This is a genomic window from Parviterribacter multiflagellatus, assembly GCF_056863265.1.
The window spans coordinates 161,032-185,849 of record NZ_JBXPIZ010000010.1; the positions used below are offsets into that span (position 1 = coordinate 161,032).

A 24,818-nucleotide genomic window follows, 5' to 3' on the forward strand; every position below is an offset into this window, starting at 1 on the left:
ATGCCCGGCATCGTCGTGGTCGGCGCCCAGTGGGGCGACGAAGGCAAAGGCAAGATCGTCGACCTGCTCGCGGAGCAGGCCGACGCCGTCATCCGCTTCCAGGGCGGCAACAACGCCGGGCACACCATCGTCCGCGATGGTGAGAAGTTCGCGCTCCACCTGGTGCCCAGCGGCATCCTGCACGCCGGGAAGAAGTGCATTATCGGCAACGGCGTCGTCGTCGACCCGAAGGTGCTCACCGGCGAGCTGGACGGCCTGAAGGCGCGCGGCGTCGACGTCAGCGGGCTGCGCGTCAGCGCCAACGCCCACCTGATCATGCCGTACCACCGGCTGCTCGACTCCGAGGGCGAGAACAAGCTCGGCAAGCTGCAGATCGGCACGACCCGCCGCGGCATCGGCCCGTGCTACGCCGACAAGGCGTCGCGCACCGGCATCCGCGTCCAGGACCTCCTCGACGAGAAGATCCTGAAGAAGAAGATCGTCGCCGCGATGGACCCCAAGCGCGCGCTGCTGCGCCAGTACCTGCGCGCTCCGGAGCTGGACCTGCAGACGATGACCGAGGAGTACCTCAACTACGGTCACCGCCTCGAGCGCCACATCGCCGACACGGCGAAGCTCACGTGGGACGTGCTGGACAACGGCGGCACGGTCCTCTTCGAGGGCGCGCAGGCGACGCTGCTGGACATCGACCACGGGACGTATCCGTTCGTGACGTCGTCGAACCCGGTCGCCGGTAGCGCCACGATCGGCGCCGGCGTCGGCCCGCGTGACATCGACCAGGTGTGGGGCATCGCCAAGGCCTACGCGACGCGCGTCGGCGCGGGGCCGTTCCCCACCGAGCTGGACGACGAGACCGGCGAGTTCCTGCGCCAGCAGGGCGGCGAGTTCGGCACCACCACCGGCCGCCCGCGCCGCACTGGCTGGCTCGACCTCGTCGCGCTCAAGTACGCCGCCCGGCTCAACACGATGACCGGGCTGGTCATCACCAAGCTCGACGTCTTCACCGGCCTGGACAAGATCGCCGTCGCGACGAAGTACCGCGGCCGCGACGAGGCGGTCTTCGAGGACTTCCCGTACCACCAGTCGGTGCTCCACCACTCCGAGGGCGACTACGTGTGGCTCGACGGGTGGAAGGAGGACATCGGCGAGTGCCGCAGCAAGAGCGACCTCCCGCAGGCCGCCCAGGACTACCTCGAGTTCGTCGCGGACTTCGTCGGCGTGCCGGTCTTCCTCGTCGGCGTCGGCCCGGCGCGGGACCAGATCGTGTGGATGCAGGACCGCGAGACGCTCGTCCCGTCCGCGGCCCAGGCCTCCGCCTAGCCCCGCGCCGGCGGGCTACGCCTTCACGACGCGCGAGTCCACGACGAAGTCGTGCAGCGCGCGGTTCTGCCCGTCGGGGATCGGCCAGAGGTAGTCGACGAGGTAGGCGATGCCCGCGGTGACCGAGCCCGCGAAGCCGAGCACGAGACCCTTGATGACGACCTCGCGCAGCGCCGACCACCAGAAGTCGGTGGGCTCGCCGGAGGTGCGGACGACGCGGATGCCCATCGCCTTCTTGCCGAGCGTCTGGCCGTTCATCCGCGACATCAGGAGCGGCGCGTAGAGCAGCGCGATGATCGCGTAGAAGACCACCGCGATGATGGCACCGACGATCAGCGCGCCGATCGCCGCGTCGCTGTCGCTGCTCGCGAACCCGACGCCGAAGATCGCCATCAGCACGAAGGCCAGGGCGCCGACGATGATGCTGTCGATGATCGTCGCCGCCGCGCGCGAGCCCCACGACGCGAGCGTGCCCGGGTTGATCACCGGGCGCTGGCGCGGCGGGGCCGGTGCGGCGAAGGCACCCGGAGGCGCCGCGCCGGGCGCGTAGCCCGCGGCCGGCCGCTCGGGCCCGGCCGTCGCCGCCGGCCGGGTCGGGGGCGGCGGCGCGGGGTCGCCGCCGAGCGGGTCGCCGGAGGTCAGGGGGTCGCGTCGGTCGTCGGCCATGGGGTGGTGTGGGGGGTCGGGGGGTGGTCGGACTCGGACGACAGCACCTCGCGCTCGCCGCGGCGCAGGAGCCGCAGCACGAGGACGACCGAGGAGAACAGCGCGAGCGAGGCGAGCGTGATCTGCACGCTCACGATGCCCCGCTCGGTCCAGTAGACGTCGTCGAGCTCGAGCAGCAGCGCCGACTCGTCCAGCGTCAGCGCCACGCCGACGCCGAACGGCAGCGCCAGCATCGGGTCGAGCTCCTCGTCGCGCGAGATGACCGACGCGCCGCCGGCGAGGAACGCGAGCACGATCCCGGGCAGGAAGTGGTGCACGTGGCGGCTGCCGACGCGGTAGTTGCGGAACGGCCCGAGCCGGCCGTGGCGGCGGATGATGAACGTCGACAGGCGCGCGATGCCGAACGTGAGCGTGAACGACACGAGCAGGTTGAGGAGCGCGTTCTCGCGCGTGGAGCCGCCCCGGTAGCCGCTCACCGCCACCTCGACGGTCTCGCGCGCGGCGACCTCGGCCGCCTCCAGCACGTCGACGCTGTCGCGGTCGAGCACCGGCGCCGACCCGCGTGACCACACGCGCGCGACCTCGGTGCCGAGCACCGCGGCGGTCGTCCCCAGCGCGGCCGCGCCGAGCGCCCACGTCTTGCGGTCGATCCGCATCCCGCGGCGCCGGCGGCGGGCCAGCCGCAGCGCCCTCAGCGCCATCGCTCCAGCAGCTCGTCGCCTGACACGTCGCGGAACCGGCGCGCCGGCACGCCCATGACGGCCGTGCGCGGCGGCACGTCCTTCGTCACGACCGCCCCGGCGGCGACGAACGCCTCCTCGCCGATCTCGACGCCCGGCGTGAGCACCGCGCCGCCGCCGATCCGCGCGCCCCGCCGCAGCGTCGCGCCGCGGAGGACGTAGGACGTGTCGTGGCGGTTCATCGTGTCGTCGTTGGTCGTCATCGCGCAGGGGCCCATGAAGACGTCGTCCTCCAGGGTGCTGAACGCGGTGACGTAGACGTTGGTCTGCAGCGAGCAGCGGGCGCCGACCGTCACGTCGTTGTCCACGCAGACGCCCCGGCCGACCACGCTGCGCGCGCCGATCCGCGCCCGCTCGCGCACGTAGGCCTGGTCCCCGATGACGGCGTTCTCCCCGACCTGCGCCGCGGCGAACACGATCGCCCCCGCGCAGACCCGCACGCCGGCGCCGAGCACGAGCGGGCCGGACGCGTGGCCGCGCGCCGGCGGCTTGCCGAGCACGGCGTGGTCCTGGATCTGGCAGCCGTCGCCGATCACCACCCCATCGTGCACCACGACGTGTGCGCCGAAGGTCACGCCCTCGCCGACACGGGCGGTCGGGCTGAGCACGAGGCCAGGGGCGTCCGGGAGCACGCGGGGTACCCTAACGGCCGCATGGACGGCCCGAAGCCCCTGCGCGGCGCGGTGCTCGGCCTGGGCATGATCGGCCGCCACCACGCTCGCATCCTCCAGACCGACCCGCGCGTCACCTTCGCCGGCGCCGTCGACCCGACGGGCGACCGCTTCAACGCGATCCGCGACGCCGCGCAGCGCCACGACGACCTCGACGCGCTGCTCGCCGCCAACGCGCGCACGCCGATCGACTTCGCCGTCGTCGCGGTGCCGACCGAGGAGCACGTCGGCTGCGTCGCGCGGCTCGCCGCCGAGGGCGTCAGCGTGCTCGTCGAGAAGCCGCTGGCGGCGACGGGCGACGAGGCGCGCGAGATCATCGACGCGGTCGCCGCCGCGGGCGTCCGCGGCGCCGTCGGCCACGTCGAGCGCTACAACCCCGCGCTGCTCGCCGCCCGCGAGCGGCTCGACACGCTCGGCCCGCTGATGCTGATCGGGACCGAGCGCAACGGCCCGTTCCCCGACCGCATCCGCGACGTCGGCGTGGTGAAGGACCTGGCGACGCACGACCTCGACCTCGTCCGCTGGCTCGGCGGCGCGCCGGTCGAGATGGTCGCCGCGCAGACGTCCCACCGGATGGGCCGCGAGCACGAGGACCTCGTGCTGGTCACCGGGCGGCTGGCGAGCGACGTGCCCTTCACCTGCAACGTCGACTGGCTGACGCCCACGAAGGCGCGCCGCACGCGCATCCTGGGCGAGCGCGGGATGCTCGTCGCCGACACGCTGACGGGCGACCTGACGCTGCACGAGAACGCCGACGTGGCGATCGGCTGGGACGCCGCGCAGCAGCTGCGGGGGGTCTCCGAGGGCAACAGCATCCGCTTCGCGCTCCAGCGCCGGGAGCCGCTGCTGGTCGAGCACGAGGCGTTCTGGGCCTACGTCGGCGGCGACGACGACGCGCCGGTCGTCCCGCTCGACGCGGGGCTGGAGACGGTGCTCACCGCCGAGGCCGTGCTCGCGAGCGCGCGGCGCCACGAGACGATCCGCCTGGCGGCCGCCTCGTGAAGGCCGTCGTCGTCGCACTCGGGAAGATCGGGCTGCCGCTGGCGGTCCAGATCGCGCGCGCAGGTCACGAGGTCGTCGGCTGCGACATCGACCGGCGCGTCATCGACCTGGTCAACGCCGCGCAGGAGCCGTTCCCCGGCGAGGCCGGGCTGGCCGAGGGGCTGGCAGAGACCGTCGGCGCGGGGCTGCTGCGCGCGACGAGCGAGACCACCGCGGCGGTCGCCGAGGGGCCGGAGCTGGTCGTCGCGGTCCCGCCGCTGTACGTGGACGCCAGCGCCGAGCCGGACTGGCGCACGCTCGACGCGGTCACCGACGACATCGGCCGGGGCCTCAAGGCGGGCACGACCGTCGTGGTCGAGACGACCCTCCCGCTCGGCTCGACGCGCAAGCGCATCGCACCCCGGCTGGAGGCGGCGAGCGGGCTGCGCGAGGGCACGGACTTCCACCTCGCGTTCTCCCCCGAGCGCGTGTTCAGCGGGCGCGTGTTCCGCGATCTCGCGACGTACCCCAAGCTCGTCGGCGGCCTGACGCCCGCGGGCGAGCGCCGCGCGGCCGAGCTGTACCGCCAGTTCATCCCCGACACCGCCGAGGTGTGGGAGCTGGGCGGCGCGGAGGCGGCCGAGCTGGCCAAGCTCGCCGAGACGACCTACCGCGACCTCAACATCGCCTACGCCAACGAGCTGGCGCGGACGGCGGACGCGTGGGGGCTGGACGTCGACAAGGTCATCGACGCCTCCAACTCGCAGCCGTTCAGCCACATCCACCGGCCCGGCGTCGCCGTCGGCGGCCACTGCATCCCGGTCTACCCGCGCTTCTACCTCGCCGGCGCGCCCGAGGCGCGGCTCCCCGCGTTGGCCCGCGAGGTCAACGAGGCGATGCCCGCTTACGCGGTCGACCTGCTCGGCGACGTGGCCGGCAAGCGCGTGCTGGTGCTCGGCGTCGCGTACCGCGGCGGCGTGAAGGAGTCGGCGTTCAGCGGCGCGCTGGCGCTGCGCTCGGAGCTGGGCCGGCGCGGCGCGGAGGCGGTCTTCGCGGACCCGCTGTACGACGCGGACGAGCTGCGCGCGGAGGGCTACGAGCCGTGGGACGGCGCGTCCGCGGTCGACCTCGCCATCGTCCAGGCCGACCACCCCGAGTACCGCGAGCTGCGCGCCGCGGACCTGCCGGGCGTCACGCGCGTGGTGGACGGCCGCGACGTCCTCGACGCGGCGCTGTTCGAGGGCGTCGAGCTCAGGCGGATCGGGCGGCCGTAGGCGCTGCCGTCAGCGCGGCGACGACCCGCTCGCCCGCGCGCCCGTCGCCGTAGAGCATCGGGCGCTCGGCCGGGGGCGTCCGCTCCAGCGCCGCGAGCGCGGCGGGCGTGTCGAGGTCGACCAGGACGTTCCAGCCGGCGTCGACCGTCTCGTTCCACTCGGTCGTGTCGCGCATCGTCACGCACGGGACGCCGGCGAGGTACGCCTCCTTCTGCACGCCGCCGCTGTCGGTGAGCATCGCCCGCGCGCGCACGAGCAGCGCGGTGAAGTCGAGGTAGCCGAGCGGTGGGGTGACGACCAGCTCCCGCTCGACGGTCTCCAGCAGCCCAGCGGAGGTCAGGCGGGCGCGCGTGCGCGGGTGGAGCGGCAGCACCACCGGGCCGGGCACGGCGAGGAGGAGGTCGACCAGCTGCCGCAGGCGCGCCGGGTCGTCCACGTTGCCCGCGCGGTGGGCGGTGGCCAGGACGAACGCGCCCGGCTCCACGTCGACCACCGGCGTCCGCTCCCGCGCGCGCGGCTGCATCGCCAGCGCCACGTCGACCATCACGTCGCCGACGATGACCACCTCGCCCGCCACGCGCTCCGCCGCGAGGTTGCGCGCCGCCGCCTCGGCGGGGACGAGCAGCAGATCGCTCAGGTGGTCGACGAGGACGCGGTTGAGCTCCTCGGGCATCAGGCGATCGAACGAGCGCATGCCCGCCTCGACGTGCGCCACGGGCACGCCCGCCTGCGCCGCCGCCAGCCCGCCGGCCAGCGTCGAGTTCGTGTCGCCGTAGACGAGCACCGCGTCCGGCGCGTGCTCAGCCAGGATCGGCTCCAGCGCGCTGAGCATCCGCGCGGTCTGCGACGTGTTCGACCCGCCGTGGATCTGCAGCTCGAGCTCCGGCCGCGGGACACCCAGCTCGCTGAAGAAGATCGTCGACAGCTCGTCGTCGTGGTGCTGGCCGGTGTGGACGAGCACCTCGTCGTGCTCGGCGCGCAGCAGCCGCGAGACGGCCGCGGCCTTGACGAACTGCGGCCGGTTCCCGATCACGGTGAGGAACTTCATGTTCGGCGCGGCGCGATCGGGCAGGCTTCTGGCATGGGCGCCGAGTCTATGGAGGCCCTGATCGAGGAGCTGCGCGACGTGATCGGCGACGAGCGCGTGCTCGCGGCGATGGCGAAGGTCCCGCGCGACGCGTTCGTGCCCGAGTCGTTGCGCGCCCGCGCGTGGTGGGACGCAGCGCTGCCCATCGGGCACGACCAGACGATCTCCCAGCCGCGCGTCGTCGCGCACATGGCCGCGCTGCTCGACGTGCGGCCCGGCCGCCGCGTCCTGGACGTCGGGACCGGCTCCGGCTACCACGCGGCGGTGCTCGCCGCGCTCGGGGGGAAGGTGTGGTCGATCGAGCGCGACCCGGAGCTCTCGGCCGGCGCCGCCGCGGCGCTGGCGCGGGCGGGCATCGAGGGGATCGAGCTGCTCGTCGGCGACGGTACCGCGGGCTGGCCGGCGGAGGCGCCCTACGACGCGATCAACGTGGCCGCCGCCGCGCCGGCGCGGGTGCCGCCGGCGCTGGTGGAGCAGCTCGCCCCGGGAGGCCGGCTGGTCCTCCCGGTCGGCGAGCGGCTGGTCCTCGTCACGCGGGGCGCCGACGGACGCGTACGCCGTCCCAGCGTCCATGGCGCCGTGCGCTTCGTGCCGTTGGTCGGCGGTTAGCGACCGCTTCCGGCGCTCTGCGGCGCCGGCGCGGGCGGCGCCGGGACCGCGGTGGGCCCGATGCGGCCCTCGCGCAGGAGCATGAGGATCACGCGCCGGCGGTCTTCTGCGGTGGTGGGGCTCATCTCACCTCCTTCAACTCCGTCCGGCGACGGAAGTGCCGGACCTTCTGGCGCGCAGGTGCGCCTCGACCACGTCCGCGGCCGGCCCGGGCCCGCCCTCGGCGCGCAGCTCGGCGCTGATGGTGGCCAGGCCGAACCGGGCGTCCTCGTCGGTGAGCAGCCCGTCCACGGCGCTCCGCAGAGCGGCGGACGTGGCGTCCTCGGTGTCGATCCTCCGGCCGACGCCGAGCTGCACGAGCAGGTCCGCGTTGCCGAACTGGTCGACCGCCTGCGGCACGCCCACGACCGGGACGCCGAACCACAGCGCCTCTCCCGCCGAGCCCATCCCGCAGTGGCTGATGAACGCGTCGGCGTGCTCGAGCACGCGCAGCTGCGGCACCCACGGGAGCAGCTCGACGTTCGCGGGCGCCGGCCCGAGCTCCTCCGGCCGGACGGTCTTCCCGACGTTGACCACGACGTGCCACGCCGGATCGTCGCCGAACGCCGCCAGCACCTCTCGGTAGAACGCCGGCTGGTCGGTGTACGCGCTGCCGAGCGACACGAGCAGCACGCGCCGCCCGTCGGCCGGCGGCGTCCACGTCGCGCCGTTCTCCCGCTCGGTGTCGATGATCGGCCCGACGAAGCGGAAGGTCGCGCCCACGCGGTGCGCGAACGGCTGCATCGGCCGCGGGATCACGATCAGCCCCAGCTCCGGCTTGGCGACGAAGTCGTCCGCGTCCACGTCGCCGAGCCCGTTCTCCGCCAGCCACGCCGCGAAGTCGTCCCGGTACGCGGCGTAGCCCGGCAGCGCCCGCATCGCGGCGAGCATCTCGGCGTTGTCCTCCTCGTACGTGTCCCACGGCGCGAGATGCGCCCACAGCTGGATCACGGGCACGCCCCACTCGTGCGCGAGCACCGCTCCGGCGAAGCCGGTCGTGTCGTGCAGGACCAGGTCGGGCGTGTCGCCGGCGTACGCGTCGCGCAGCTGCGTCAGCGCCGCGCGTCCCTCGGTGAGGAACAGGCGCTGGCCGGCGACCGGGTCCTCCGGCCACGCGTCCTGCGCGGCGCCGTGGATCGGCAGCGTCGTCGTGTACGGCACGAGCGTCGCGCCGGTGGGCTCGACGACCGGCGCGAACGACGGGTCGTTGGCGTACGTGACGCGGTGCCCGCGGCGGACGAGCTCGCGGACGAGGCCGAGGTGCGGGTGGACGTGGCCGTGCGCGGGCACGGAGAAGACGGCGATGTGGGCGGGGCGAGCGGCCATGGCTCGGACCTCCTTGGGGGTGCTGCGAGATGAACGTGAAGCGGCGCGCGCGAGATGCGCGCGCCAGAAGCGGCCGGCGTGTCACCGCGGCGCGGGGGCGGCGCGGAAGTGCGGCGACTAGCGGTAGTAGACCGCGTACAGCTTCACGAACATGGCGCCAGCCTAGCCCGTCACGCCTCGGCCCCGTGCGCGACCGGCTCGGGGGAGGTTCGAACCCGACGCGGCCCCGGCAGCAGCCACGCGACCGCGGCCGTCACCACCAGCACGCCCGCGGAGGCCGCGAAGGCCCGGTCGAACCCGTCCGTCGGCGTCGAGGCGCCCGCGGCGATCGTCGTCAGGGCGGCGAGCCCGAGCGCGCCGCCGAACATCCGCGACGCGTTGAGCAGACCGGACGCGAGCCCCGCCAGCGTCGGCGGCACGCCCGCCGTCGCGGCGCCCGCGATCGGCGCGAAGCCCAGGCCGGCGCCGAAGCAGAGCACGATGCCGGGCCCGAAGACGTCCGCCCAGTACGTCCCGTCGGCGGACGCCTGCGCCTGCCACAGGAAGCCGATCGCGCTCAGCAGCAGGCCGCCGGAGATCACCGCGCGCGGGTCGTGACGGCCCAGGTACCGGGTCGAGACCTGCGACGAGACGATCAGCGCGAGCGTGTGCGGCAGGAAGCCGACGCCCGCCTCGATCGAGCTCATCCCGAGCACGTCCTGCTGGTAGATCGAGACGAAGAACCAGATCGCGAAGAACGCCGAGCCGGACAGGAGCATCACGACGTTGGCGGTCGCCAGGCCGGGGTAGCGCAGGATGCCGAGCGGCATCAGCGGCGCGCTGGCGACGCGGTGCTCCCACCCGACGAAGACGGCCAGCAGCGCGACGCCGGCCAGCAGCGGCACGAGCGTCGCGGCCGAGCCCCAGCCGTGCTCGACGCTCTGCACGATGCCGAGGACGACCGCCGCCAGGCCGGCCGTGGCGGTGACGGCGCCGCCGACGTCGAGGCGCTGCCGCGGCTCCCCGTCCACGCGGGCCGCGTCCGCGGGCACCACGCGCAGGGTCGCGACGAGCACCGCGATCGCGATGGGCGCGTTGACGAGCAGCACCCAGCGCCACGACAGGGTCTCCGTCAGCACGCCGCCGGCCAGGGCGCCCACCGCGCCGCCCGCGGCGCCGACGGCCATCCACCAGCCGAGCGCCTTGGCGCGCTCCGGCCCCTCGCGGAACGTCGTGGTGAGGATCGTGAGCGTCGCGGGCGAGAGCACCGCGCCGCCGAGGCCTTGCAGCGCCCTGCCGGCGATCAGCACGCCCTGCGACTCGGCGACCCCGCCGAGCAGCGAGCCGGCCGCGAACAACGCCAGGCCGGCCACGAGCGCGCGGCGGTGGCCGAAGAGGTCGGCGAGGCGGCCGCCGAGGAGCAGGAAGCCGGCGAAGGCGATGGTGTACGCGTTGACCGCCCACTGCAGGCCGGCGTCGGTGAACCCGAGCGCCGTCTGCATCGACGGGAGCGCGACGTTGACGATGGAGACGTCGAGGACGACGAGGAACTGGCCGGCGAGCACCAGCGCGAGGATCGCGCCGCGGTGCGTGCCGTTCGAAGAGGACATGCACCACATCTTGGGCGTTCAACCACGGTTGAGGTCAAGGGCCGGTTCGAATCCGGTCGAACCGGCCCCAAAGTGCGCGGCGGCTTACCAGCGCTGGTGCACGTACGGCGCGATGCGCTCCGCGTAGACCTTCGCGATCGCCGCGTGGGTCGCCTCGTCGAGCGCTGGGAGCCTCGCCGCCGCGGCGTTCGCCTCCGCCTGCTCGGGGTTGCGCGCGCCCGGGATCACGGTCGAGACCGCCTCGTGGTCGAGGATCCACCGCAGCGCGAGCTGGGCGAGCGTCGCGCGCTCGGGCACGAGCGGCCGCAGCTCCTCCACCGCGTCGAGGCCGACCTCGAACGGGACGCCGCTGAACGTCTCGCCGACGTCGAACGCCGCGCCGGCGCGGTTGTAGTTGCGATGGTCGTCGGCGCCGAAGGTCGTGTCGCGGGTGTACTTGCCGGAGAGCAGGCCGGAGGCGAGCGGGACGCGGACGATGATCCCCACGTCCCGCCGGGCCGCCTCGGCGAAGAACAGCGACGCGGGCCGCTGGCGGAACGGGTTGAAGATGATCTGCACCGCCGCGACGTTCGGGTACTCGATCGCCTTCAGCGCCTCCTCCACGCGCTCGACCGAGACGCCGTACTTCGCGATGCGCCCCTCCTCCACCATCCGCTCGAGATCCTCGAAGACCGCCGGCGCGTAGTAGAGGTCGGTCGGCGGGCAGTGGAGCTGGACGAGGTCGAGCGTGTCGACGCCGAGGTTCTCGCGGCTGCGGTCGTTCCACGTGCGGAAGTTCTCGGGCGAGTAGTTCTCCACGCGCTGCTCGGCGCGGCGGCCCATCTTGGTCGCGACGGTGAGCGCGGAGTCCGCCCCGCCGCGCTCGCGCAGCAGGCGGCCGACGAGCCGCTCCGAGCGCCCGTCGCCGTAGACGTCGGCCGTGTCGAAGAACGTGACGCCGCTGTCGGCGGCGGCGTGGAGCGTGCGGATCGCGTCGTCCTCGTCGACGGCGCCCCAGTCGGCGCCGATCTGCCAGGCGCCGAAGCCGATCTCCGAGACCGTGCGGCCGGTCGAGCCAAGGGTGCGGGTGCGCATGGAGGCGAGGCTACGACGCGCGGCGCCCGAGGACCGCGGGCCCGCCAAGTGGCATCACGATGTCCGAGTTGGCGCGCAGACGTCAGGCGGGTGACCGACTACCCCGTCCGAACGTCCAATCGACCTTGGTAAGGCGCCGATGCCCCTCTTCCGCAACCTGTCCATCGCCAAGAAGCTCTACGCCAGCTTCGCGGCCGTCCTGCTCGTCGTGCTCGTGCTCGGTCTGCTCGCGCTCTCGAAGATGGGCGCGATCAGCGACGGCGCGGAGGAGATCAACAACTCGGTCGTCCCGAGCATCTCGCTCGTCGACGACATCGCGATGCTTGCTCAGGACTACCGCAAGGACCAGTTCCGCCAGCCCACCGCCGACGCGAAGAAGAAGGCCGAGCTGCTGGACGAGATGCCGCAGACGCTCGCCAAGGTCGACAAGCTCTTCGCGGACTACGACGCGCTGATCGCCGACGGCCGGGACCGCGAGCTGCGCGACGCCGCGAAGGAGCAGTGGACCGCCTACCTCGCGTCGACCGAGGAGTCCACCAAGCTGACGACCGCCGGCGACATCCGCGGGGCGATCCGCGTCATGAACGCCAGCTCGCTGAGCGACACCGAGGACGCGCTCGAGGCGTGGGCGGCGTACAACGACAAGCTCGGCGACGACACGTTCGCGCACGCCGAGGCGACCTACGCCGACGCGCGCAACCTGATCATCGGCTTCATCGCCTTCGCCGTGCTGCTCGCCGGCGCCGTCGCGTTCCTCGTCGCCCGCACCATCACCGGCGGCATCGGCCAGGTCCTGCGCGCCGCGCGCGGCATCGCCGAGGGCGACCTCGAGCAGGACATCGCCGTGCGCTCGCGCGACGAGGTCGGCCAGCTCGCCGACGAGTTCCGCACGATGACCGGCTACCTCGGCGACATGGCGGGCGCCGCGAACCGCGTCGCCCAGGGAGACCTGACCGTCGAGGTCGAGCCGAAGTCCGAGCGCGACGCGCTCGGCACCGCGCTCAGCACGATGGTCACCGAGCTGCGCGAGCTGGTCGGCGCCGTCCAGAGCAGCGCGTCGACGCTCTCGTCCGCGTCGCAGGAGATGGCGTCCACCTCGGAGGAGGCCGGCCGCGCCGTCGGCGAGATCGCCCAGGCCGTGTCCGACGTCGCCCAGGGCGCCGAGCGCCAGGTCCGCTCGGTCGAGGAGGCCAAGCACGCGACCGAGGAGGTCTCGGCCGCGACCGAGGCGTCCGCCCGGTCCGCGCAGGAGACCGCGCAGGCCGCCCAGGAGGCCCGCCAGGTCGCCCACGAGGGCGAGGAGGCCGTGGCCCGCGCGACCGAGGCGATGCGCCAGGTGCGCGAGTCGTCGGGCGCCGTGACGTCGGCCATGCAGCACCTGTCGGCCAAGTCGGAGCAGATCGGCGGCATCGTCGCGACCATCACCGGCATCTCCGAGCAGACGAACCTCCTCGCGCTGAACGCGGCCATCGAGGCCGCACGCGCGGGCGAGCAGGGCCGCGGCTTCGCCGTGGTCGCCGAGGAGGTCCGCAAGCTGGCCGAGGAGTCGCAGTCCGCGGCCGCCTCGATCGCGACGCTCGTCGAGGAGATCCAGGGCGAGACGACCCAGGCCGTCGCGGTGGTCGAGGAGACCAACGCGCGGACCGAGGAGGGCTCCGCGACGGTCGAGCAGGCGCGCGACGCCTTCTCCCGGATCGGCGAGTCGGTCGACGGGATGACCGGCCGCGTCGACGCGATCGCCGCCGCGGTCCAGCAGATCGCGGCGTCGGCCGAGAAGGTCCAGGCCGACATGACCGAGGTCGCCGCCGTCGCCGAGCAGTCCTCCGCGTCCTCCGAGGAGGTCTCGGCCTCGACGGAGGAGACGAGCGCGTCCGCCCAGGAGATCGCCTCCTCGGCGCAGCAGCTCGCCTCCACCGCGTCGGAGCTCGAGGGCCTCGTCGGCCGCTTCCAGCTGGCCTAGCCGCCGTCGCGACGGGGAGGCGCCTGCGCGGCGCCTCCCCCTCGCCGTCCTACCGCGCCTTCAGCGTCAGCGGGGCCGTGGTGCGGCCCGCCGGCGTCGTCACGCGCACCGTGTAGCTACCGGCGCGCAGCGGGCGTGTGACCCGCAGCGCCGCGACGCGCGAGCCGCGGCGCACCTTCGCCGTCGCGTACGTCCGGCCGCCCCTCACGAGCGCGACGCGTGCGCCCTTGGCGGTCTTCAGCCGCACCGAGCACGTGACCCGCACGGTGTTGCGGACGCGCTTGGGCGTGCAGGTGACCGTGGCCGCCGCCCCGCGCGGGCCGGTGGCGCCACGGAGGCCGGGCTCGCCCTTCTCGCCCCTGTCGCCCTTCGGTCCGGCGGGACCCTGCGCGCCGGCGGCCCCCGGAGCGCCGTGCGCCCCGGTGTCGCCCTTCGCACCCGGCGCACCCGTGTCGCCCTTCGCGCCGGTGTCGCCGGTCGCGCCGGTGTCACCCTTCGGCCCGCCGACCGGCGCCGTGCCGGTACCGGTGAGCGCGATCTGGAGGGGGCTCGTCACGTCGCTCGAGACCGACAGGGACGCCGTGCTCGGGCCCTGCGCCTCGGGGGCGAACCGCACCGCGATCACGCACGTCTCGTTCGGCTCGAGGACCTCGCCGGCGCACTCGTCACGGCTGACGAGGAACGCGTCCGGGTCGTGTCCCGTCATCCGGACGCGCTGGATCTCCGCGTCAGCCGACCCGGTGTTCTTCTCCGCGATCGTGCGTGCCGTGCCGACACGGCCCTGCTCGACCCCGGCGAACGCGGCGCTCGCCGGCGCGGTGAGCGGCGGAGCGAAGCCGCGCGCCAGCTCGTACCCCGCGGGCACGACCTTCGCCGCCGGCGCCTGCACGACGCCGGGGATCGAGCCGGGCGCGTCCAGCACCGGCACGCGCAGCTCGAGGTTCGCCACCGTGATCGGCTCCTGCGGCATCGCGGCCGCGGGCAGGCGCGCGTACGGCGAGTCCTGAGGCAGCAGCTCGAGCTTCAGCACGTGGCCGGCCGCGACGGCGTAGGCCTGCGGATGGAGCTGGAACACCTGCCGCGTCGGCCCTGCGCCGACACCCGTCGGGCGCAGGATCGTGCGGGCGATCATCCGCTGGGTCGACGCGCCCGGGTCGACGTCGTAGAGCCGGCCGATGAGCGCGTCGTTCGCGCCGGTCACGGTGGTGTCGGCGATGATCGTCGCCGCGCCCGCGATCGTGAACGTGCTCGGCGCGGGGTCGAGCGTGTACGTCGCCGCCGACCCGTTGACCTCGCTGGCTGTCGTCGCGCACACGTTGCCGCTGACGAACTGGCCGTTGGGCGCGGTGCCGGGGGCACCGACCGTCTTCGCCGGCGCGCTCGTCAGGCGGATCTCACCCGGCGCGAGCGCCGCCCAGCTCGGCGCGCTCGCCGCGGCGCCCGCGGACGTCGCCGGGCACGTGCTGGTCATGATGTCCACGCCGCCGCGGGCGTTCGCCGGCGCCGGGCCGACGCCGCTGACGTAGTGCTCGATCCACGCGGTCTGCATGGTCGCGAGCGACGCCGCTTGCGTCCCCTCGGTCCCGCCGCGGGCGTGCCCGTGGTCGCTGTGGAACATCTTGATCGGCGTGCTCGGGTGGAGCGTGCGGACCTTGTTGTAGTACCGGACGGTCTCGCTGACCGGGAACAGGTCGTCGTTCCAGCCGCTGGACAGCAGCATCGGCGCGGGGGCGCGCGAGGCGTCGATGCCGTAGCCCGAGTGGTTCGCGGACAGCTCGTCCAGCGCGGCCTTCGTCGCGGCGTCGCCGTCGTACGGGCCGCCGGTGCTGATCAGGTCGTTCCAGCCGACCATGTCGCCCTGCGGGTCCGACCCCTTGGGCGCGTAGAAGCCGAACACCGTGCCGGCGCCGTACAGCGACGCGTTGACCGCCTGCTTCTGCACGCCGATCCGCCGGTCGCCGCTGACGCCGAAGTACGGGGCGTCCGCGACGTAGTCGAGCGTCGAGCCGTTCGGCACGAGCGAGTACGGCAGGTCGCTCCACGGGATGTCCGGGGTCGCCGCGGCGGTGCGCATCGGCTTGCCGCCCGGGCTCTGCCACGGCACGAGCGTCCCGTTGGCGAGCTGCGTGCGGTCGTTGAGGGCGCCGAGCGCCAGCGACATGCCGCCGCCGTACGAGCCGCCGGTCGCCGCGGTGCGCTGGCCGTCGACGATGCCCTCGTCGGCGAGCAGGCCGAGCAGGTGCTGCACGTCGCGGACCTCGTACGCGTTGTGCATCAGGTGGATGTGGCCGTTGGCGCACGCGGCGGGCTTGGGCGCCGGGACGCTCGCGCCGCACGACGCGCGCCACCCGCGCGGGGTGACGGTGAACACGGCGTAGCCGCGGCTCACCCACCGCTGGGTGTTGGCGTCGGTGCCGGAGAGCGTGACCTTCCCGCCGCTCCAGCCGGGGTAGACGCCGACGACGGGGAAGTCGCCATCGGGGCCGGACACCGGCTCGGGGGGGAGCGCCACAGCGACGTCGATCGGGGTGCCGTCGAAGCTCGGGACGGTCGACGGGGTCGCCGTGCAGATGCGGGCGCCCGTGATCGGACCGGATGCGACGGGGGTGCAGCTCACCGGGCTCGACGTGCCGCTGAAGACGGACGTGACCGCGGCATCGGCCGCGGTCGGCAGGGCGAGGCAGGCCGCTACGGCAGCGGCCAGCGCAGGCAGGCGCATGGGGACAGGACCTCTCCTCGGGGTGAAGGACCGAGCGCTTGGGAGGCGCTCGAACCCGTGACCCTAAGTGGCCCTGCCCCGTTCCGGTACCTCGTCCATTCGTCCAGCTTCCGGTGCGCCTACGCCGTCAAGGGCCGCAGCACCTCCGGAAGCCCTTCGCGCCAGGTGCGGTGCGCCGGCGCCCACCCGAGCTCGCGCTTGGCCTTCGCGTTCGCGGCCCCGCGGGAGGTGGTCATCATCATCACCGCCGCGGGGCTCGCGCCGAGCCGGACCAGCCAGGCCGGCACCCGCCGCGGGGGCTTGGCGCCGAGCGTCTTCGCCAGGAACGGCAGCCACTCGCGCACCGGCGCCGGCTCGTCGTCGACCACCTGGTAGATCTCGCCGGGCCGGCCGCGGTCGATCGCCGCGACGGTCGCCGCGGCCGCGTCCTCGATGTGGACGAACGACCACACGCCGCCGCCGTCGCCGATCAGCGGGAACTTGCGCGCCCGGATCATCTCGGCCTGCTCGCCGCCGGCCGTCATCCCCGTGCCCGGCCCGTAGAACCCGCCGTAGCGCAGGACGATGCCGCCCGCCGCGGTCGCGCGCTCCTCCATCCGGCGGATCGCCGCGTGCGTCTCGCGGATGCCCTTCGGCGGGTCGGGGTCGAGCGGGTCGTCCTCGCTCTTGACCGGGCCGCCGGTGCGCGCGAACGGCCAGCCCGCGTACGACTGGACGATGACGCGGGGCATCGTCTCGAGCTCCGCCGCCGCGGCGAGCAGGTGGTCGAGGCCCTCGGTGCGCAGCCGGTTCGTCAGCGCGAACGACGCGTCGATCTTCGTGAAGTCGACATCGGTCAGCGCGGTCATCTGGTGCAGGATCACGTCGGGCTCGGTGGTGAGCACCGCGCGCCGCACGCTGGCGGGGTCGAGCCCGTCCATGACGACGGGGGTCGCGCCGAGCGCGCGGAGCTCCTCGCCCTTGGGCTCGCTGCGGGTCGTGCCGGCGACGGTGTGGCCGCGGGCGGTCAGCATCGGGACCAGGGCCTTGCCGATGGCGCCGCTGGCGCCTGCGATCAGGATGTTCATGGCCCGTGGACGAGACGGCGTGCCAGTCTGTGACACCTCATGGACGACGCCCTGCGGCCGCTGCTCTTCTCCATCGCCTACCGGATGCTCGGCAGCGTCGCCGAGGCCGAGGACGTCGTGCAGGAGGCGTACCTGCGCCGCGCGTCGCACGACGGCGCGGTGGAGAACGAGCGCGCGTGGATGACGACCGTCGTCACGCGCCTGGCGATCGACGTCCTGAAGTCCGCGCGCGTGCGGCGCGAGGCGTACACGGGGCCGTGGCTCCCGGAGCCGCTCGTGGACGCGGACGCGCCGGCGCTGGTGGAGGACGAGGAGTCGATCTCGCTCGCGTTCCTCGTGCTGCTCGAGCAGCTGTCGCCGGTGGAGCGCGCGGTGGTCGTGCTGCGCGAGGCGTTCTCGCTCGGCTTCGACGAGATCGCGGCGGTGATCGAGCGCTCGGAGGACAACACGCGCCAGATCCTCTCGCGCGCCCGCAAGCGCCTCGACGCCGAGCAGCCGCGGTTCGAGCCCGACCTCGCCCGTCGCGACGAGCTCGCCGCCCGCTTCCTCGACGCCGCTCGCGACGGCGACCTCGACGGCCTCGTCGCGCTGCTGGCCGACGACGCCGTCCTGGTCGGCGACGGCGGCGGCAAGGCCCGCGCGCTCGGCACCCCGCTCGTCGGCGCCGACCGCATCGCCTACGCCTTCCGCGCCTTCGCCCGCCAGGCCGACGGGATGGCCGTCACGGTCGCCGCCGCCCGCGTCAACGGCCAGCCCGGCTTCATCGCCCACGACCCCGAGGGCCGCGTCGTCACCGTGCTCGCCTTCGACGTCACCGACGGCCGCATCGCGGCGATCCGCTCCATGCTCAACCCGGACAAGCTCGGCCACCTCGGCCCGACCTCGCCCGCGGTGCTCATCCGCGGCAGGCCGTAGCCGCAAGAACGAGAAAGGCCCGGCGTCTGCCGGGCCTTCGTAGTGCCCCCGCTAGGAATCGAACCTAGAACCTTCGGATTAAGAGTCCGCTGCTCTGCCAGTTGAGCTACAAGGGCGTGTGGCGAGTCATTTTAGCGCCCCCTCGCCGGGGCACCACGTCTGTGACGTGGTTCGCGCTGCGGCTCAGCCGCCGGGCAGGGTGGTCGTCGGCTGCGTGGTCGTCTGGGACTGCTGCAGAGCGACCTGGGCCTTCAGCTGGTCGAGCTGCTCGCGGAAGTCCTTGCGCTCGTCCTTGGGGGTGAGCTCGACGGCGCGGTCGGCCGCGAGGTCGCCCTTGCGGTCCTGGCCCGCGAGCCACGCGAGCCGGGCGAGGTTGCCGTAGTCGCCGGGGCCGGCGTCGTCGCCGAGGCCGTCGAGGACCGCCTCCTGCGCGCGGACGGCGCCGGCGTCGTCGCCGAGGACCTCGAGCGCCTGGCGCATCGACGCGGCGCGGTCGCCGTCGACGTTGTCACCCGCGAGGCGGACGTGGCGGTTCCAGGCGGCCTGCGCGGCGACCATGTGCTCGCGCGCGTCGCCCGTGGCCTCGCCGGTCTGCTCGTTGAAGCCGTCCGAGGCGGTGGCGAGCTGCAGCTCCGCAGCGGCGAGCTCGGCCCAGAACGCCGGGTTCTGCGGGTTCTGCTCGGTCCGCTTCTTCGCGTTGTCGCGGTTCTCCTCGTACTGCTCGTTCACGTTGCCGTCGTTCTCGCGGAACGCGTCGAAGAGGCCACCCTGGACGTCGCCGCCGATGCCGAACAGCACCAGGCCGCCACCCAGGAGGATGGCCAGCGACAGGTAGACCACCTGCACAACTCTGCGGCGACCCCGGCCGCGTAGATCGAACAGCATTAGGGAGGCTCAGTCCTCGTCGTCGAACGCGATGGCGTAGCTGTCCTCGTCCTCATCGCCGTCCTCGCCCCACCAGGAACCAGGCGGGCTGACGCGATTGAGCCACGCGCTCAGCAGAATACTGATCTCGAAGAGCAGGAAGAGGGGGCCCATCGCGAGGAGCATCGTGATCGGGTCCGGGGTCGGCGTCGCGATCGCCGCGACGACCGCCAGCGCGAGGAGCACGTAGCCCCAGTTCTGCTGGAGCTGGCGCGGGGTCATGATGCCCAGCCGCGTGATCGCGATGACGACGATCGGCACCTGGAACAGCACGCCGATGCCGGCGAGGAACATCACGGCGAACTTGTAGTAGTCCCGCGCCTGGAGCAGGATGTCGAAGTCGTCGTCGTTGAAGTTCTGCAGGAACCCGATGGCTCTCGGCAGCACGACGAAGTAGCCGAACGCCACGCCGGCGGCGAACAGGAACGGCACCATCGACATGAGCGGCACCGCTATTCGCCGTTCACCCGGGGCGAACGCCGGCAGGATGAACGCGTACGCCTGGTAGAGCAGGATCGGCAGCGCGAGCAGCAGCGCGGCGTAGAAGGCGATCGACACCGTGGTGGTGAACGGCTCGGCCACGCCGAGCGTCACGGGCAGGCGCTCCTGGTCGGTCGGCGTCGCCTCCGCCGCGGCCTGGGCGCTCTTCGCCGCCGCGGCCTCGCTCGCCGCGGATGCCAGGTAGCGCGCCTTCTCGTCCTGGTCGCGCGTGGACGCCGCCGCCGCGCGCCACGCGCGCGCCGCGTCCGTGTGCGCCTGCGCGGCCGCGCTCTGCGCCTTGCCCATCTCGATCTGGAAGCGCGCCGACTGCTCCAGCGGGTCCTTCGAGTCCTTCGCCGGGTCGTCGAGGTTCTGCGTCTCCTTCAGCGGCTCGTTGACGATCTTGAGGATCGCCTCGTTCTGCCAGAAGGTGAACGCGAAGCAGGCCACCAGCGCGAGCACGCAGACGATGAGCCGGCTGCGCAGCTCCTCCAGGTGCTCGGTGAGGCTCAGCCGGTCCTCGTGGGAGACCGGCTTGCGCAGCGCTGTGGCCATACGGGGTGGGTCGGGGAGGAGCTAGCCGCGCGGCTCGGCGACCTGCTCGTCGCGGCGCTCGGCGTCCGCGGCGCTGGTCGTCGAGGCCGTCGGCGCGGCGTCGAGCGCGGGGCGGTCGGACGTGTCGTCGTCGTCGTCCTTGCGCTCCCCGCTGATCGAGTCCTTGAACTCCCGCATGCCGCCGCCCAGCGACCGGCCCAGCTGCGGCAGGCGCTTCGGACCGAAGATGACAAGCAGGATGACGAGGACGATGACGAGTTCTGGGATGCCGATCGGGCCCATGGAAGCTCCTCGGAAGGGTGTGCGCCAAGCGTAGCGGCGGGGGGGTCAAGTCGCATGCGCTCGCGACCGATGAATGGATCAACGATCGAGAGCACCATGAGCCAGCACGCCGAGAGCCACAACCACCACGTCCGCCGCGTCGTCCTCCCTTCGGGCAAGACCATCGAGGTCGTCTACTTCGACGACCAGCTCCTCGCCCCGGCGACGAACGACCCCGTGGCCGACGCCGTGCGCGAGCTCGCGCCCTCGATCGAGGAGCACGACGACCTCCACGTCTGCGGCACCTGCGCGTCCGAGCTCGTGTACCCGGTCGAGTGGGACGAGGCCGGCCCCATGCACTGGGAGGTCGTCCTGCGCTGCCCGAACTGCGAGTGGTCCGGCACCGGCGTCTTCACGCAGGACTCGGTCGAGCGCTTCGACGAGGAGCTCGACCGCGGAACCGAGGCCCTCGTCCGGGACCTCAAGCGGCTCATGACCGCCAACATGGAGGACGAGATCGAGCGCTTCGTCACCGCGCTCGACGGCGACCACGTCCTCCCCGAGGACTTCTAGGCCGCGCGGCGCCCTGGCGCCGCTACGAGTACCGCTCGACCACGCCGTCGGCGACCAGCTCCAGGGCCGGTCGCTGCGGGAGGTCTGGCAACCCGCGCTTGGCCTCGGCGACGATGCCGAGCGCCCGCTCGCGCGCCGCCTCGAGCGCGCCCGTCGCGGCGATCGCGTCGCACACCTGCTCGGCCCGCTCCGGCGTGTCGATCGACCGCCCGTCCAGCTCCGCGAGCGCCACGTCGCGTTCGCGCGCGAGGATGAACGGGAGCGTCACCGTGCCATCCAGCAGGTCCGTCCCGCGGTGCTTGCCGGTCTTCTCCGGCGGGCCGCTGACGTCCAGCACGTCGTCGAGCAGCTGGAAGGCGAGGCCGACGTGGTGCCCGAACGCCCCGAGCGCGTCGGCGTCCGCCGCCGCGCCGCCGCCGACCAGCGCCCCCAACCGGCACGCCGCCTCGAACAGCCGCGCCGTCTTCAGCTCGCACCGGAACAGGTAGCGCTCGACCGACACGTCGGTCCGCCACGCGTCCTCGCGCTGGACGAGCTCGCCCTGCGCGAGCGCCGACGACGCCCACGAGAGCACGCGCACCTGGTCGGCCGACCCGTTCGCCGCGAGCTCGGCGAACGCGCGCGAGAAGAGCAGGTCGCCCGTCGCCGTCGCCATCTCGCGCCCCGCGACCGCCCAGACCGTCGGCCGGCCGCGGCGCAGGTGGGCGGTGTCGAGCACGTCGTCGTGGACGAGCGTGGCGCTGTGGACGAGCTCGACCGCCGCCGCGGCGCGCACCGCGTCGTCGGCGGGCGCCTCCGGCCCGGCCGCCAGCAGCACGAGGAGCGGCCGCAGGCGCTTGCCGCCGGCCGCGATCGTCGCGCCGGCGTGCTCGGCCAGCACCGCGCCGCGGCTCGCCGCCACGGCGCTCAGGCGCTCCTCCACCGCGGAGAGCAGCGCCGGGATCTGAGGCCCGCCGGCCTCGACGATCCGCGCGACCGCCGGGTCGACGGCCGCGGCGTTCATCGAACGGTCCCGTGGTGGATCGCGATGATCCCGCCGGCGGTTAGCACCCAGCCGACGTCGGCCAAGCCGAGGCCGTGCATGATGCCGCCGAGCGCCTGCGCGTCCGGGAAGCGCTTCACCGACGCGGGCAGGTACGTGTACGCGTCCGAGTCTCCCGCGACCTTGCCGATGCCGGGCACGATGCGATCGAACCACAACGAGAAGAACGTCGACAGCGGCGGCTTCGTCGGCGTGGTGATCTCGAGCACGACGACGCGCCCGCCCGGCTTGACCACGCGGACCATCTCCGACAGTCCCTGCTCGAGGTCGCCGAAGTTGCGCGCGCCGAACCCGACGGTCGCGGCGTCGAACTCGTCGTCGGCGTAGGCGAGCGCCTGCGCGTCGCCCTGCTCGAAGCGCAGCGACGGCGCCTTCTTGCGAGCGAGCTCGAGCATGCCCTCGGAGAAGTCCATCCCGACGACCTCGCCACCGGGCGCCACGCGCCCGGCCAGCTCGACCGCCAGGTCGCCGGTGCCGGTCGCGACGTCCAGCACGCGCGAACCGGGCCCGACCCGCGCGAGGTCGGCGGCACGACCGCGCCACCGGTGGTGGAGGCCGGCCGTCATGACCCCGTTCATGAGGTCGTAGACGCCGGCGATGCGGTCGAACATCTGGCGGACCTGGGGGTCCGCCAGACGGCCCGAGTCAGGCCCGCCCGGGGGCGGGCCTGCAGCGTCAGACGTCACTCGTCGACGGACTCGCCCTTGAGCATCGCCAGGAACGCGACCATGTCGTCGAGCTGCTCCTGGGGAAGCTCACGGAACGAGGGCATCGGAGCGGTCGGGTTGAGCAGCGTCCGCTCGATCGCCTGCGCGGGCAGGCGCTCACCGATCTCGGTCAGCGGCGGCCCAGGGCCGTCGTTGCCGTTGTGTTCGATCTTGTGGCAGCCGAGGCAGCCGGACTGCGCCGTCACCTGCTTGCCGGCCTCGAAGGTGGCCACCGCCTCCTCGCCCTGCTCGACGACCGCCTTCGGGGCGTCCATCTCGATCGAGGTCGGGGAGCCCGCCTCGGCGCCGAGGAACGTCAGGTAGCCGACGGCGAGGATGGTCAGGATGCCCGCCGTCGTCGCGATCGGACGACGCTCGGGGCGCCGCTCCGGACCACGGTCGTAGAACGGCAGCAGCAGCAACAGGATGAGGCAGACCGTCGGGATGCCGATGGTCGCCAGCGGCACCAGCTCCGGCGGCTTGACCACGCGCAGCAGCTCGAAGAGGAAGAAGAAGTACCACTCCGGGCGCGGGACGTAGGTCGTCGTCGTCGGGTCCGCCTTCGGGCCGAGCTCGGCGCCGAGGACGAGGGCCATCAGGACGATGATCCCGATGACGATGGCCGCCATGATCGAGTCCTTGGCGACCGCGTAGGGGAAGAACGGCTTCCCCTGGGCCTTCAGGATCGAGTACTCGCGGAGGTACCGCTCCTTCTCCTGGCGATTCATCTAGGCCTCCCGCTCGTGCAGCTCGCGGGGCTCCTCGGCCTTCAGCCACGGCGGCGCCGTGGTGCCGAGCTTGGCCACCAGGTACAGGTGCGCTCCGATCAGGGCCCCGATCAGGCCCGGTACGAGCATCATGTGGATCGCGTAGAACCTCGACAACGTGGTCGCGTTGAAGTCCGGTCCGCCCATCAGGAAGTCGGACAGGTACGGGCCGACGAGCGGACCCGTGCCGTTGATGTTCATGGCCACGATCGTCGCCCAGTAGGACCGCTGGTCGAACGGCAGCAGGTAGCCGGTCAGCGACATCACGATCGTGAGGACGAGCAGGATCACGCCGATGACCCAGTTCAGCTCGCGCGGGTACTTGTACGCGCCGAAGAAGAACGTGCGGGCCATGTGCAGGAACACGAGGATGACCATCACGGTCGAGCCCCACTTGTGCATGCCGCGGACGAACTCGCCGAGGAAGACGTCGTTCGTGATGTGGCGCGCGGACTCGTAGGCCTCGTTGGCCGACGGGCGGTAGTACATCGCCAGGAAGACGCCGGTGATCGCCTGGTTGAGGAAGGCGAACATCGCGGCGGAGCCGAGCGTGTAGAACCAGTTGGTCCCCTTCGGGACCTTCCGGTACATCATCCACCGGCCGCCGCCGGAGAGGGACGTGCGCTCGTCGATCCAGTCGACGGCGCTGATCCCCGCCTCCTTCGCCGTCTCGACCGGGCCCAGCTTCTCGGCGGTGCCGGGAGGCGCGGGCTTGCTGCGGAAGGACGGCGGCAGCGGAGGCTTCGGAAGCTTGATCTTCGGTGCCATGGCTTAGGTGTCCGGGAGCTTGCGCTGGCCGGGGCGCGAGGGGTACAGGAACTGGCCGATGCCGTCGAGCGGCTCACCCGGGAGGCGCGGCGAGAAACGGCGCAGCTCGGAGTTCACCGAGAAGCGCGGGCCGACCTCGACCTGGCCGTTGCGGATGCGGGTGTAGAAGCGGTCGAGCGGCCGGACCGGCGGGCCACCGGCGACCGCGCCGACGAAGTCGTAGACGCCGCCGTGGCAGGGGCAGATGAAGCGCTCGGAGGCCGCGATGAAGCGTACCGGGCAGCCGAGGTGCATGCACCGGGTCGAGATCGCGACGACCTGGTTGTACTCGTCGGCTTCCTCGGTGTCGATCTGCTCGTTGCGACGCCGCATGTACACGGTCGTCTCGCCGATCACGCCGATGCCCTCGGTCTCCACGATGACCTTGGGGATGTACTCGTCGTCGGGGAAGGAGTCCGGCGAACCGACGGGCTGCCAGTTCTCCTCCTTCTCCTCGAAGATCGGACCGAGCGCGAAGCCCAGGGCGGGCAGCGCGATCGCGGACACGGCGACCGCGCCCGCGACGTGGACGGTGCCGACCATGAACCGCCGACGGGTGACCGTCTCGCCTTCGAAGGCGCCGGGGATCTGCCGGTCGACGGTGTACTTGGACTTGGTCTGTGAGTGTCGGTCAGGCAAGGGGAGGGGCTCCGTTAGGGCCCGGG

The 24,818-nt window shown here is 73.2% G+C and carries 25 protein-coding genes and 1 tRNA gene; 7 read left to right on the forward strand and 19 right to left on the reverse strand.

From position 1 onward, the window contains the following. On the forward strand, positions 1-1,320 hold the full coding sequence (locus tag AC1UE5_RS21365) for an adenylosuccinate synthase (protein WP_482927354.1): 1,320 nt from the start codon (positions 1-3) through the stop codon (positions 1,318-1,320). Positions 1,321-1,335: 15 nt separating this feature from the next. Here the strand turns inward: AC1UE5_RS21365 and AC1UE5_RS21370 are convergent, their stop codons facing one another. The 3 genes from AC1UE5_RS21370 to AC1UE5_RS21380 are packed head-to-tail and all read right to left on the reverse strand — an operon-like array spanning position 1,336 to position 3,358. Further along, positions 1,336-1,986: an RDD family protein gene (locus AC1UE5_RS21370; protein ID WP_482927356.1), complete on the reverse strand. Its 651-nt coding sequence runs from the start codon at positions 1,984-1,986 to the stop codon at positions 1,336-1,338. Further along, positions 1,959-2,687 carry a hypothetical protein gene (locus tag AC1UE5_RS21375; RefSeq protein WP_482927358.1) on the reverse strand — a complete coding sequence of 243 codons (729 nt, stop codon included), beginning with the start codon at positions 2,685-2,687 and terminating at the stop codon, positions 1,959-1,961. Before AC1UE5_RS21375 ends, AC1UE5_RS21370 begins: the two co-directional genes overlap by 28 nt. Beyond that, on the reverse strand, positions 2,678-3,358 hold the full coding sequence (locus tag AC1UE5_RS21380; protein ID WP_482927360.1) for an acyltransferase: 681 nt from the start codon (positions 3,356-3,358) through the stop codon (positions 2,678-2,680). Before AC1UE5_RS21380 ends, AC1UE5_RS21375 begins: the two co-directional genes overlap by 10 nt. 21 nt (positions 3,359-3,379) lie before the next feature. Between AC1UE5_RS21380 and AC1UE5_RS21385 the strand changes: the two genes are divergently transcribed. Continuing rightward, positions 3,380-4,399, forward strand: a complete 1,020-nt coding sequence (locus tag AC1UE5_RS21385) for a Gfo/Idh/MocA family protein (RefSeq protein WP_482927362.1) — start codon at positions 3,380-3,382, stop codon at positions 4,397-4,399. Beyond that, positions 4,396-5,652, forward strand: a complete 1,257-nt coding sequence (locus tag AC1UE5_RS21390) for a nucleotide sugar dehydrogenase (RefSeq protein WP_482927364.1) — start codon at positions 4,396-4,398, stop codon at positions 5,650-5,652. Before AC1UE5_RS21385 ends, AC1UE5_RS21390 begins: the two co-directional genes overlap by 4 nt. Here the strand turns inward: AC1UE5_RS21390 and wecB are convergent. Continuing rightward, complete coding sequence (wecB, locus tag AC1UE5_RS21395) at positions 5,630-6,700, reverse strand: non-hydrolyzing UDP-N-acetylglucosamine 2-epimerase (RefSeq protein WP_482927366.1); 1,071 nt, start codon at positions 6,698-6,700, stop codon at positions 5,630-5,632. The two genes, AC1UE5_RS21390 and wecB, sit on opposite strands and share 23 nt — an antisense overlap. 33 nt (positions 6,701-6,733) lie before the next feature. Here wecB and AC1UE5_RS21400 point away from each other — a divergent pair, with 33 nt between their 5' ends. Then, the gene (locus AC1UE5_RS21400; protein WP_482927368.1) at positions 6,734-7,348 is read left to right on the forward strand and encodes a protein-L-isoaspartate(D-aspartate) O-methyltransferase; all 615 of its coding nucleotides are present in this window, start codon (positions 6,734-6,736) and stop codon (positions 7,346-7,348) included. Here AC1UE5_RS21400 and AC1UE5_RS21405 read toward each other — a convergent pair. From AC1UE5_RS21405 to AC1UE5_RS21420, 4 genes are all read right to left on the reverse strand, one after another. Next, positions 7,345-7,473, reverse strand: coding sequence for a hypothetical protein (locus AC1UE5_RS21405; RefSeq protein ID WP_482927370.1), 129 nt, complete (start codon positions 7,471-7,473; stop codon positions 7,345-7,347). The two genes, AC1UE5_RS21400 and AC1UE5_RS21405, sit on opposite strands and share 4 nt — an antisense overlap. A gap of 10 nt (positions 7,474-7,483) precedes the next feature. Beyond that, positions 7,484-8,713, reverse strand: coding sequence for a macrolide family glycosyltransferase (locus AC1UE5_RS21410; protein ID WP_482927372.1), 1,230 nt, complete (start codon positions 8,711-8,713; stop codon positions 7,484-7,486). 170 nt (positions 8,714-8,883) lie between these two features. Next, positions 8,884-10,302 (reverse strand): MFS transporter, encoded by a 1,419-nt coding sequence (locus tag AC1UE5_RS21415; protein ID WP_482927375.1) that lies wholly within the window; start codon positions 10,300-10,302, stop codon positions 8,884-8,886. A gap of 84 nt (positions 10,303-10,386) precedes the next feature. Further along, on the reverse strand, positions 10,387-11,376 hold the full coding sequence (locus AC1UE5_RS21420) for an aldo/keto reductase (RefSeq protein ID WP_482927376.1): 990 nt from the start codon (positions 11,374-11,376) through the stop codon (positions 10,387-10,389). 139 nt (positions 11,377-11,515) lie between these two features. Between AC1UE5_RS21420 and AC1UE5_RS21425 the strand changes: the two genes are divergently transcribed. After that, the gene (locus tag AC1UE5_RS21425) at positions 11,516-13,336 is read left to right on the forward strand and encodes a methyl-accepting chemotaxis protein (protein ID WP_482927378.1); all 1,821 of its coding nucleotides are present in this window, start codon (positions 11,516-11,518) and stop codon (positions 13,334-13,336) included. A gap of 49 nt (positions 13,337-13,385) precedes the next feature. Here the strand turns inward: AC1UE5_RS21425 and AC1UE5_RS21430 are convergent, their stop codons facing one another. Both AC1UE5_RS21430 and AC1UE5_RS21435 read right to left on the reverse strand, forming a co-directional pair. Then, entirely contained in the window at positions 13,386-16,055 is a 2,670-nt protein-coding gene (locus tag AC1UE5_RS21430) for an acetylxylan esterase (protein ID WP_482927380.1), read from the reverse strand. A 119-nt stretch (positions 16,056-16,174) separates the two neighbouring features. Continuing rightward, positions 16,175-17,122, reverse strand: a complete 948-nt coding sequence (locus AC1UE5_RS21435) for an NAD-dependent epimerase/dehydratase family protein (RefSeq protein WP_482927382.1) — start codon at positions 17,120-17,122, stop codon at positions 16,175-16,177. 39 nt (positions 17,123-17,161) lie between these two features. Here AC1UE5_RS21435 and AC1UE5_RS21440 point away from each other — a divergent pair, with 39 nt between their 5' ends. After that, positions 17,162-18,037 carry an RNA polymerase sigma-70 factor gene (locus tag AC1UE5_RS21440; RefSeq protein ID WP_482927384.1) on the forward strand — a complete coding sequence of 292 codons (876 nt, stop codon included), beginning with the start codon at positions 17,162-17,164 and terminating at the stop codon, positions 18,035-18,037. Between the two features lie 43 nt (positions 18,038-18,080). Here the strand turns inward: AC1UE5_RS21440 and AC1UE5_RS21445 are convergent. The 4 genes from AC1UE5_RS21445 to tatA form a co-directional block, all read right to left on the reverse strand. Beyond that, positions 18,081-18,153 (reverse strand) — tRNA-Lys (locus AC1UE5_RS21445). A 67-nt stretch (positions 18,154-18,220) separates the two neighbouring features. Further along, positions 18,221-18,877, reverse strand: coding sequence for a hypothetical protein (locus tag AC1UE5_RS21450; protein ID WP_482927386.1), 657 nt, complete (start codon positions 18,875-18,877; stop codon positions 18,221-18,223). Between the two features lie 54 nt (positions 18,878-18,931). After that, positions 18,932-19,996 (reverse strand): twin-arginine translocase subunit TatC, encoded by a 1,065-nt coding sequence (tatC, locus tag AC1UE5_RS21455; RefSeq protein WP_482927388.1) that lies wholly within the window; start codon positions 19,994-19,996, stop codon positions 18,932-18,934. Between the two features lie 21 nt (positions 19,997-20,017). Further along, on the reverse strand, positions 20,018-20,278 hold the full coding sequence (gene tatA / locus AC1UE5_RS21460) for a twin-arginine translocase TatA/TatE family subunit (protein WP_482927390.1): 261 nt from the start codon (positions 20,276-20,278) through the stop codon (positions 20,018-20,020). A gap of 96 nt (positions 20,279-20,374) precedes the next feature. Between tatA and AC1UE5_RS21465 the strand changes: the two genes are divergently transcribed. After that, entirely contained in the window at positions 20,375-20,830 is a 456-nt protein-coding gene (locus AC1UE5_RS21465; RefSeq protein ID WP_482927392.1) for a hypothetical protein, read from the forward strand. 22 nt (positions 20,831-20,852) lie between these two features. Here AC1UE5_RS21465 and AC1UE5_RS21470 read toward each other — a convergent pair whose 3' ends face one another. The 5 genes from AC1UE5_RS21470 to AC1UE5_RS21490 are packed head-to-tail and all read right to left on the reverse strand — an operon-like array spanning position 20,853 to position 24,792. Beyond that, entirely contained in the window at positions 20,853-21,833 is a 981-nt protein-coding gene (locus AC1UE5_RS21470) for a polyprenyl synthetase family protein (RefSeq protein WP_482927394.1), read from the reverse strand. After that, a complete protein-coding gene (gene ubiE / locus AC1UE5_RS21475; RefSeq protein WP_482927396.1) occupies positions 21,830-22,558 on the reverse strand; it encodes a bifunctional demethylmenaquinone methyltransferase/2-methoxy-6-polyprenyl-1,4-benzoquinol methylase UbiE in 729 nt (242 codons plus the stop codon). Before ubiE ends, AC1UE5_RS21470 begins: the two co-directional genes overlap by 4 nt. Then, positions 22,555-23,307 (reverse strand): c-type cytochrome, encoded by a 753-nt coding sequence (locus tag AC1UE5_RS21480; protein ID WP_482927398.1) that lies wholly within the window; start codon positions 23,305-23,307, stop codon positions 22,555-22,557. The genes ubiE and AC1UE5_RS21480 overlap by 4 nt, the downstream gene beginning before the upstream one ends. Beyond that, positions 23,308-24,114: a cytochrome b gene (locus AC1UE5_RS21485; RefSeq protein WP_482927400.1), complete on the reverse strand. Its 807-nt coding sequence runs from the start codon at positions 24,112-24,114 to the stop codon at positions 23,308-23,310. It lies immediately after the preceding gene. Positions 24,115-24,117: 3 nt separating this feature from the next. Beyond that, positions 24,118-24,792: a QcrA and Rieske domain-containing protein gene (locus AC1UE5_RS21490; protein WP_482927402.1), complete on the reverse strand. Its 675-nt coding sequence runs from the start codon at positions 24,790-24,792 to the stop codon at positions 24,118-24,120. Positions 24,793-24,818 lie beyond the last annotated feature (26 nt).

Bases quoted from the DNA above. Each gene is read 5' to 3' on its own strand.
- AC1UE5_RS21365 (WP_482927354.1), top strand. From the start codon at position 1: ATGCCCGGCATCGTCGTGGTCGGCGCCCAGTGGGGCGACGAAGGCAAA.
- AC1UE5_RS21370 (WP_482927356.1), bottom strand. From the start codon at position 1,986: ATGGCCGACGACCGACGCGACCCCCTGACCTCCGGCGACCCGCTCGGC.
- AC1UE5_RS21375 (WP_482927358.1), bottom strand. From the start codon at position 2,687: ATGGCGCTGAGGGCGCTGCGGCTGGCCCGCCGCCGGCGCCGCGGGATG.
- AC1UE5_RS21385 (WP_482927362.1), top strand. From the start codon at position 3,380: ATGGACGGCCCGAAGCCCCTGCGCGGCGCGGTGCTCGGCCTGGGCATG.
- wecB (WP_482927366.1), bottom strand. From the start codon at position 6,700: ATGAAGTTCCTCACCGTGATCGGGAACCGGCCGCAGTTCGTCAAGGCC.
- AC1UE5_RS21400 (WP_482927368.1), top strand. From the start codon at position 6,734: ATGGGCGCCGAGTCTATGGAGGCCCTGATCGAGGAGCTGCGCGACGTG.
- AC1UE5_RS21405 (WP_482927370.1), bottom strand. From the start codon at position 7,473: ATGAGCCCCACCACCGCAGAAGACCGCCGGCGCGTGATCCTCATGCTC.
- AC1UE5_RS21410 (WP_482927372.1), bottom strand. From the start codon at position 8,713: ATGGCCGCTCGCCCCGCCCACATCGCCGTCTTCTCCGTGCCCGCGCAC.
- AC1UE5_RS21415 (WP_482927375.1), bottom strand. From the start codon at position 10,302: ATGTCCTCTTCGAACGGCACGCACCGCGGCGCGATCCTCGCGCTGGTG.
- AC1UE5_RS21420 (WP_482927376.1), bottom strand. From the start codon at position 11,376: ATGCGCACCCGCACCCTTGGCTCGACCGGCCGCACGGTCTCGGAGATC.
- AC1UE5_RS21425 (WP_482927378.1), top strand. From the start codon at position 11,516: ATGCCCCTCTTCCGCAACCTGTCCATCGCCAAGAAGCTCTACGCCAGC.
- AC1UE5_RS21430 (WP_482927380.1), bottom strand. From the start codon at position 16,055: ATGCGCCTGCCTGCGCTGGCCGCTGCCGTAGCGGCCTGCCTCGCCCTG.
- AC1UE5_RS21435 (WP_482927382.1), bottom strand. From the start codon at position 17,122: ATGAACATCCTGATCGCAGGCGCCAGCGGCGCCATCGGCAAGGCCCTG.
- AC1UE5_RS21440 (WP_482927384.1), top strand. From the start codon at position 17,162: ATGGACGACGCCCTGCGGCCGCTGCTCTTCTCCATCGCCTACCGGATG.
- tatC (WP_482927388.1), bottom strand. From the start codon at position 19,996: ATGGCCACAGCGCTGCGCAAGCCGGTCTCCCACGAGGACCGGCTGAGC.
- tatA (WP_482927390.1), bottom strand. From the start codon at position 20,278: ATGGGCCCGATCGGCATCCCAGAACTCGTCATCGTCCTCGTCATCCTG.
- AC1UE5_RS21465 (WP_482927392.1), top strand. From the start codon at position 20,375: ATGAGCCAGCACGCCGAGAGCCACAACCACCACGTCCGCCGCGTCGTC.
- AC1UE5_RS21470 (WP_482927394.1), bottom strand. From the start codon at position 21,833: ATGAACGCCGCGGCCGTCGACCCGGCGGTCGCGCGGATCGTCGAGGCC.
- AC1UE5_RS21480 (WP_482927398.1), bottom strand. From the start codon at position 23,307: ATGAATCGCCAGGAGAAGGAGCGGTACCTCCGCGAGTACTCGATCCTG.
- AC1UE5_RS21485 (WP_482927400.1), bottom strand. From the start codon at position 24,114: ATGGCACCGAAGATCAAGCTTCCGAAGCCTCCGCTGCCGCCGTCCTTC.